Here is a 7903-nt window from a genome sequence, read left to right as displayed (position 1 = left end):
CCACAACTTTCGTTGCGGGTTTTGCTCCTTCTGCTGGGCTCCCCGATGAATCGGGATCATACTCCCCAGCGACCCTCTGATTAATCCCGCACGTGCGGGACTCTAACCAGCTGAGCCAAAATTCCAGTCAGCATTTCCCCTTTAACCATACGATCAATCAACTTCCGGCTTTTCTGGCTTTTGATAAATCGTTCCAGACGAATTGCTTCAGCCTCTACATGCCCACAAGAGAACACAGCTTTCAAATGCCAGGGCCTGTATTTTGAGGTAAATTTGCTAACAGCTAAGTTGCTATGCTCCTCAAGTCGGCGAACATAATCACTGGTGTATCCAACATAGTAAAGATTAGCCACTTTAGAATATAAAATATACAGATAGTATGTCCATAAGTACAAAAAACAAATGAGGTTGCGTTACCTAGAATGAGTATTACTCGTAATACGATCAAAATAATCTTTTGTTCAAAATAGACTATAAACAAAAAACCCACAACTTTCGTTGCGGGTTTTGCTCCTTCTGCTGGGCTCCCCGATGAATCGGGATCATACTCCCCAGCGACCCTCCGATTAATCCCGCACGTGCGGGACTCTAACCAGCTGAGCCAAAATTCCAGTCAGCATTTCTACTTTAACCATACGCTCAATCAACTTCCGGCTTTTCTGGCTTTTGATAAATCTTTCCAGACGCATTGCTTCAGCCTCTACATCCCACACAGATAGTATGTCATAACTACAAAAAACAAATGAGGTTGGGCTACCTACAATGAGTATTACTCGTAAATGATCAAAATAATCTTTTGTCCGAAATAGACTATAAACAAAAAACCCACAACTTTCGTTGCGGGCTTTGCTCCTTCTGCTGGGCTCGAACCAGCGACCCTCTGATTAACAGTCAGATGCTCTAACCGGCTGAGCTAAGAAGGAATCCGGCTATCCAAAAAAACAGCTTATTTAAACTTTTCAGGAAATATATGCTCGTTCGTTTTGGGAGTGCAATATTAGCGGTTTTAAATTATTTATCCAAAAAATTATTCAATTATTATTTACAAAAAAGCTCTTCTGTTTAAAACAAAGCAGCATTTTACTTGTTTAATACTGGTTATCAGCATATTAAAAATCAGAAAACAATCTATGGTGATTAATATTCCGCTCGGTTATATATTCACTTAGTTAAACAAAAAACGGCCTGACCTTGTTCAGGCCAGACCGTTATAAACATTTATTTAAAAAAGATTAGAAACTATATCTTAATCCCAATTGCATCTGGTAACGCGAGGCAAAGAAATCTTTTGAATAAGAGGTCACATCTTTTTGTGCGAAAGTATAAACCGGATAAGTAGTTGGCGTTCCTGCGGTTGCAACTTTAATACCCATACTGGCCATTGAGTTATAAGTATTAGGAGAGAAATACTGAATTCCCCAGTTTTTATTCACCAAATTGGTCAGGTTAATAATATCATAGGTTAACGTAAGTACATGGGGGTGTTTTCCTTTGGCTACTTGTAGATCCTGAGCGAAACGGAAGTCAGCCTGCACGTTCCAAGGAGTACGCGCACCGTTACGTTCTGTAAAATCGCCACGACGACTGCTTAAGTATTTATCTCCGTTGATATAGTTATCAAACGCAGCTGCCTGTGCAATCCCATCGGCTGTATTGGCAAAGAATTTCTGTGTTTCGCCCACTGCAGGTACATACATTAAACTTACGGTTTGTCCTGTTCCATTGATCCTGGTATTTACTAAACCCAATGAGTATGGAGAACCCGACTGACCGCTGAAGAATAATGAAAAGTTAGACACATATTTGCCGTTTTTAGCCCAGTCCAATCTATAGTTTATGGTTGAAATGATCCTGTTGCGGATATCAAAGTTTGAGTAAGCCAATCCCGGGTTATTGGGGCTAAGCGCCTGGTTTAACTGCCAGTTAGATTCCATTGAGTTACGGATACCATTGGCAATATCTTTCGATCTTCCGTAGGTATAGGCCACCATCATATCTAAACCGAAAGGAAGTGATTTACTTACCTGTGCAGTTAAGCTATATTTGTACCCTTTATCGGTATTCGATAATAAATAGGCATTGGTATACAACGGGTTGATTTTAGCACCTGAATAAATAGGCTGTTGCTTTTGGGCATCATAAACCATGTATTTTGGATTATCTACATAGTTGATCTGTTGGAACTGCACATCCTTAATCACCTGGCTAAAAATACCTTCTAATGTAAATTTCCATTGATCATCTGTTTTATAATCGAAAGCCAGATTACTTCTCCAGGCTTTTGGCATTTTAAAATTGTTGTCAACCAAATCTACCTGCGTAGCACCACTGGCGTCTTTCACATTTACCCCTTGTTTAGTTACATAACCCGCCTCGCCATTACCGGTCAAAGCATCTCTGACCGGATCTGAACCTGCTGCCGGTGTAGTGATTTTGGTCGGATCTGCGTTTGAATAAACGTAAGATTTATCAAAAGCACCATAGTTTACACCATTATTATAATAGGCATAACCGATCCAGGCAAAAGGCACACGACTGGTAAATAAACCCGTACCACCGCGCATCACCAGGCTTTGGTTACCCAACACATCGAAGTTAAAGCCAATACGCGGAGAAATCTGGATTTTGTTTAAGAATTTTCCGGTAATTGATGATGGCTGCGTATAAGTATATGTTGTACCATAATTGGGATCAACAGGAGAATTGGTGGTTTTTGAACTTAAAGACGGCATAGTAGGTAAATCTGCCATGTCAAAACGTAAACCCGGTGTTAATTTAAAACGGTCGCCTATACGGATTTCGTCCTGACCATAAACACTGTACATATTTACATTGAACTCAGCCGTTGGGTTATTAATGATGTTATCGCGGGTATTGTCGTCATAATTATAACTTGCACGTACCCTGTTTGGCCTGTTTGCCAGGAAATCGGCAATACTGCTGTAAGCCACACGACCGTTCCATGCGTTTACAAAGCCATAATTGATGTTATAAAATTCGTTGTGCGTACCAACGGTAAAGGTATGGATACCAGAATTGTAAGTATAGTTATCGGTAAACTCGAAAGTATTCTGTTTCATATTGAAGATACTCGCCTCACGATCTGTACCTAAAAACAATGTCCCTCCGTTCGAAGCAATCTCGATCTGCGGTAAAGCCGGGTTAGAAAGCGGATTGCGGTAATCGTGCACCGTAGAGTAACCAACAATTAAGTTATTGGTGGCCGAATTACCAAAGCGGGTTTTCAGATCGGCAACCGTTGAAGTCTGGTTATTGTTCTGCCTGAAATCAATGCCACCAAACCTAAAGTTAAGCTGGTCTCTTTCCAGGTTTGTTGCTTTAGAAATAATGGTATTATTTCTGATGGTTAATTGAGTGCTTTCGCTGATATTCCAATCCAAACGGTTAAAGAATTTGTTAGATTGTGAATAGATATTGTAATTGCCGAACGAACCTGCATCAACACCATAAGCGGTTTTCATGTAATCAGAAATCTGTTGAGCATCCGTTGCCGTAAGCAATTTCATATCAGATGATCCGGCACCTAATATTACCGGGTCCTGGCGGCGGGTAATTTCCTCATTGGTAAAAAAGAATAACTTATCTTTTATAATCGGGAAACCCACACGGAAACCAGTTTGATAATCGTGGAATGCTGACGGCTCTTTGCTGTTATCGCCGATTTTATTTCTACCTATTAATGAAGCATTACGGCCATATCCATAAACAGAACCCACTACCTCATTGGTACCGCCACGCGTTACGGCATTAATACTACCACCTAAAAAGTTACCCACTTTAACATCGTAGGGCGAAAGTAGCACGGTAACATCCTGGATCGCATCAAGCGAAACCGGATTGGTACGTGTACTGCTCCCCGGCATACCAGAACTTCCGCTTTGTCCTCCCAATGAAGGGCTAAAACCAATCGCATCGTTATTAATAGCACCATCAATGGTTACGTTATTGTATCTGAAATTGGTACCACCAAAGGTATTATCTTTACTGCCCTGAGGGGTTACACGGGTAACATCCTGCAAACTGCGGTTCATGGTTGGCAGGGTTTTAATCTGGCCTTCGCCAATACTGGTACCTGCACCAGATTTTGTTCCGCCTTTCTGGCCTTTCACATTCACTTCTGCCAATTGATTGCCCTGCTCCTGAAGATCAACATCAACCTTTACATCTGAGCCAAGGGTTAAATAAATATTTTCTTTTACTACCGGATTATAGCCCACAAAGGTTACGGTGATTTTGTATGGCCCGCCAGGATTTAAATTGCCGATACGGTAAAGCCCTGATTCGTTTGAGGACCCCTTGGATACCGTTCCGGTAGGAACGTGAACCATAACAATGGTGGCTCCAGGAATAATGCCTTTCGCATCCTTAATTTTTCCATTAATACTAGATGTTGTAACCTGTGCCTGAGCAAAAGTAATCAGGAGTACAAGAATACTGATCAGGGATAGTATACGTGATTTCATTTTCTGTTATTTTATTTTGGCACAAAACAACAGTCTTAATGTTAATTAAATATTAACACTAAATTAAGTTTAACCTTAATTTAACAATATGAAAATCAGAACAAAACAATAAGAATACAATTCCTTAACAGCCATTTAGAAGCCGGAATGTGATGAAGAGCAATATGCTCAAATATCAGAGATGAAGATGAAGATTTAATGAAGATTGCGGTCATGAGTCCGAAGTCCACAGTCGGAAGTCCGGAGTCTATTAACCGATTTGAAAGGTTGAGCCTGGGTGGTTGGTTTAGTAATAATTAACCAGTTAACAATTTTTAGTGTACTGGATAGCATTCAGCCTTGGATAATGACCAAACAATTTGTTCACTTTAAAGGCTGTCGGGAACGCATACTGCTGTCTCTCAACCTTATTTACCGGAATAACCCGCAGCATAGCGAGGACTATAGTGAAAGCGGGACTGCAAGCTGCCCAGAATCACAATACAGTCATTTCCTAATTCTGTTTCAGCTGGCAACATCAACTGCTGGACTTAGTCTTGAGCGGTTAGGACTTAGTGATAGTTATCAATTAACTACTTTACAGCCAGACCTCACGCCAGCCAATAAACTATTAACAACTGAACTAAGAAACCCATTACCTATCTTTGCACTCATGATAATAAGATTAGCCGCTACAGAAGATATACCGCCAATTATGCAACTTGTGCGCAAGGTTGTGCCTTTAATGCGTGCCTCCGGAAATTTCCAGTGGGGAGATGATTATCCGAATCCTGAAGTATTTTCCAGCGATATTGCCATTGGACAGCTATGGGTAGCTGAACTGGAAAACGAAATTGTGGGTGTTTCGGCTATTACTACAGATCAGGATCCCGAATATGCCGATGCCGGCTGGGACATTACCGAAAAAGCCATTGTTACGCACCGTCTGGCCGTCGATCCGGATTGCCAGGGCAAAGGCATTGCCAAAGCTTTAATGAACCAGGCCGAACAGGTAGCAAAAGATTCGGGTATTTCTATCTTACGGGTAGATACCAATAGCGAAAACCTGGCCACTCAGGCACTTTTCCCTAAGCTTGGCTATCAGTTTAGTGGCGAAATCGGCTTAGCCAAGCGTCCTGGATTACGTTTCTTTTGTTACCAAAAGATACTGTAACCCATAGCCTGTCGAAGGATAGTGTAGTATAAAATGCAAATTTTAAAATTAAATCCTACAGGTAAACAAACACAAAAACGACCATATTTTCAGATGGAAACACCTGAAATCACCAACCTAAACGCTAGTTCGCTCATGGTGGCAATGGCCATGAACTAATCGTTCAATCCTTTACCACTTAAAATCTGCGGTATGCATTTCTCAACCCTTGCTTCACGGGTTTTTGCTTGTTTAGGTGCAGAAAAATGCAATAAATAAGCTCTTTGACGGCCTGGAGTTAAGGCTTTGAAAGCAGCCTTCAAATCAGGGATGTGATCTAATTTACTTTGAAATTCGGCGGTGACAGTGTATTCAGTTCAACCTTCAATCCGGCTTTTTCAACCTCGATGGCCTGCAAAATGTAGGCCTTTAAAATGGCTTTCATTTCTACAATCCGCAATGCACTGACAAAACGGATCTGCCTTGCTGATTGCACATGCTCCGTTTGCCGGATCAATATATGATCATGATCTTTTAATAAAACACCTTTAAAGAACAAAAAGGCACAATATTCTTTAAAATCATGAATTAAAACAATATTGTTTCCATTGTAAGTGTAACAGGGATGCCCCCATTTCAATTCCTCAGTAAGCTCACAATCAAGCGCAAGCGTTCTTAATAGGTTTAACGATTCCTGCCACTTGCTTGCTTTATTAAAATAAAAATCAACTTTAGGATTCATCATATATAGTACTTTGAACAATTTTCATTTGTACAGGCCTTGAATAAGTAGAGCAGGTTTATAACATGCCCAACAGCGACAAAACGAAAGAAACTGCTTCAGAAACGGAAATAAAAACCTACGTAAACCTCCTTCATCAGTAACCAGCCAGCCATGATTAACCTTTTTATTTAAGCCATTGAATACCTATTCCGGAATGTAAACCGTCCTAACCGTATCAACCTTTAATCGGCCTTTCAACCAGTAACGGATCCTGGCCTGGTTTGCCTGAAGCGGTACTTTTGATACTTCTGCACTAAAAAGCGTGAGCGTATCCTTGCTTTGGGTATCCAACCTGTTTATCACAATATTGGAAAGTGAGTAGCTTTTGATTTCAGGAAATAAGGCAATTAATTCTGACCTGATATCAGGTAGCGGCTGGGAAAGCTTATTAATTTCAACAGAATTGACCGGTTGGTTTCCTTTTTTAAATACATCTTCCATAATACTGGCCTTTATCTGTGAAAAATCGACCTCCTGCCTTGCATTAAGCCCCTGCCTTATCCTTAAAGTTGTTCCATCCAACTTATAATCTTTAAGTTTCGCCTTTATGGCATTTATAATGTTATTATCCAATTGGGCGCCAATTAAAAGCAGATCGATCTCTCTTTCATCTTTCGAGTAACGCAGGTTTCGGTTGATGACCTGGGTTGTGGTGAAATCAAACTGCTCACGGATAAATTTCTGTGCATTATTTTCAAAAATACTTTTCTGTACAATATCATAAGCAAAGTATATACTGGGAATAATGGTAATAAGTACAGTGAAAAGAATATAGCTGGACACTTTTTTTTCAACACCCGGATCTTCGAAATGTTTTTTATCAAATTTTAAAAAACGTACAATCAGATACGTGGAGATGCAGATGAAAAGACTATTGATGAAAAACAGATACAATGCGCCAAAGAAAAAAGGCCAGTTACCCATGGCCAATCCATAACCTGCGGTACATAATGGCGGCATTAAAGCCGTAGCAATGGCCACGCCTGGAATAACATTACTCTTCTCCCTTCTGGTAGCCGCAATAATTCCGGCTAGTCCACCGGTAAACGCGATGAATACATCCCATATAGATGGTGTAGTACGGGCAAGAAGCTCGCTCTGTGCTTCATGCAGTGGCGTAATGTAAAAGTATATGGAAGAAGTTACAATACTGATAAATGTGGCGATAAGCAGGTTTCGTCCACCTTTTTTAACCAGTTCAAAATCATTGGTACCAATGCCCAGCCCGATCCCCATAATCGGCCCCATTAACGGCGAAATGAGCATCGCGCCGATAATTACGGCTGTTGAATTTACGTTAAGACCAACCGAGGCTATAATGATTGCAAAGATAAGCGTCCATAACGGGCCGCCAACAAATATCGAATTTCTGGAAATGGAATCCACCACTTCACTTTCATCTGCCTTATCAATCTGTAAATTGAAGCGCTTTGAAATAAAAGCTTTAACAGCGCCCCGTACATCGTCATTTTTTCTCCCCATACCTGTATCCAATTTTTTCCT

7 protein-coding genes and 1 tRNA gene are annotated in these 7903 nt (G+C 40.7%); 2 read left to right on the top strand and 6 right to left on the bottom strand.

Annotated features, from left to right (window positions below; translation table 11 throughout):
• Nucleotides 1–80: 80 nt before the first annotated feature.
• The 3 genes from ACFE6N_RS18195 to ACFE6N_RS18185 all read right to left on the bottom strand — a co-directional run bounded on the left by ACFE6N_RS18195 (nucleotide 81) and on the right by ACFE6N_RS18185 (nucleotide 4484).
• On the bottom strand, nucleotides 81–395 hold the full coding sequence (locus tag ACFE6N_RS18195) for a GIY-YIG nuclease family protein (protein ID WP_378938754.1): 315 nt from the start codon (nucleotides 393–395) through the stop codon (nucleotides 81–83).
• A gap of 454 nt (nucleotides 396–849) precedes the next feature.
• Nucleotides 850–923 (bottom strand) — tRNA-Asn (locus tag ACFE6N_RS18190).
• Nucleotides 924–1232: 309 nt separating this feature from the next.
• The gene (locus ACFE6N_RS18185) at nucleotides 1233–4484 is read right to left on the bottom strand and encodes a carboxypeptidase regulatory-like domain-containing protein (protein ID WP_378938751.1); all 3252 of its coding nucleotides are present in this window, start codon (nucleotides 4482–4484) and stop codon (nucleotides 1233–1235) included.
• 652 nt (nucleotides 4485–5136) lie between these two features.
• On the opposite strand from ACFE6N_RS18185, the gene ACFE6N_RS18180 reads away from it, so the two are divergent.
• A complete protein-coding gene (locus ACFE6N_RS18180) occupies nucleotides 5137–5637 on the top strand; it encodes a GNAT family N-acetyltransferase (RefSeq protein ID WP_378938749.1) in 501 nt (166 codons plus the stop codon).
• Nucleotides 5638–5670: 33 nt separating this feature from the next.
• Entirely contained in the window at nucleotides 5671–5796 is a 126-nt protein-coding gene (locus tag ACFE6N_RS18175; protein ID WP_378938747.1) for a hypothetical protein, read from the top strand.
• On the opposite strand, the gene ACFE6N_RS18170 is transcribed toward ACFE6N_RS18175, so the two are convergent.
• The 3 genes from ACFE6N_RS18170 to ACFE6N_RS18160 all read right to left on the bottom strand — a co-directional run bounded on the left by ACFE6N_RS18170 (nucleotide 5793) and on the right by ACFE6N_RS18160 (nucleotide 7882).
• A complete protein-coding gene (locus ACFE6N_RS18170) occupies nucleotides 5793–5939 on the bottom strand; it encodes a YdeI family protein (RefSeq protein WP_378938745.1) in 147 nt (48 codons plus the stop codon). The genes ACFE6N_RS18175 and ACFE6N_RS18170 overlap by 4 nt on opposite strands.
• 14 nt (nucleotides 5940–5953) lie before the next feature.
• Nucleotides 5954–6361: a YdeI family protein gene (locus ACFE6N_RS18165; RefSeq protein WP_378938743.1), complete on the bottom strand. Its 408-nt coding sequence runs from the start codon at nucleotides 6359–6361 to the stop codon at nucleotides 5954–5956.
• A gap of 183 nt (nucleotides 6362–6544) precedes the next feature.
• Nucleotides 6545–7882: a TIGR00341 family protein gene (locus ACFE6N_RS18160; RefSeq protein WP_378938741.1), complete on the bottom strand. Its 1338-nt coding sequence runs from the start codon at nucleotides 7880–7882 to the stop codon at nucleotides 6545–6547.
• Nucleotides 7883–7903: the final 21 nt, after the last annotated feature.

The sequence above is a fragment of the Pedobacter sp. BG31 genome (assembly GCF_042464845.1).
In the GTDB taxonomy this organism is placed as follows: Bacteria; Bacteroidota; Bacteroidia; order Sphingobacteriales; family Sphingobacteriaceae; genus Pedobacter; species Pedobacter suwonensis.
This window is presented reverse-complemented; position numbering and strand designations above follow the sequence as displayed.

Bases quoted from the DNA above. Each gene is read 5' to 3' on its own strand.
- ACFE6N_RS18185 (WP_378938751.1), bottom strand. From the start codon at position 4,484: ATGAAATCACGTATACTATCCCTGATCAGTATTCTTGTACTCCTGATT.
- ACFE6N_RS18180 (WP_378938749.1), top strand. From the start codon at position 5,137: ATGATAATAAGATTAGCCGCTACAGAAGATATACCGCCAATTATGCAA.
- ACFE6N_RS18175 (WP_378938747.1), top strand. From the start codon at position 5,671: ATGCAAATTTTAAAATTAAATCCTACAGGTAAACAAACACAAAAACGA.
- ACFE6N_RS18165 (WP_378938743.1), bottom strand. From the start codon at position 6,361: ATGATGAATCCTAAAGTTGATTTTTATTTTAATAAAGCAAGCAAGTGG.
- ACFE6N_RS18160 (WP_378938741.1), bottom strand. From the start codon at position 7,882: ATGGGGAGAAAAAATGACGATGTACGGGGCGCTGTTAAAGCTTTTATT.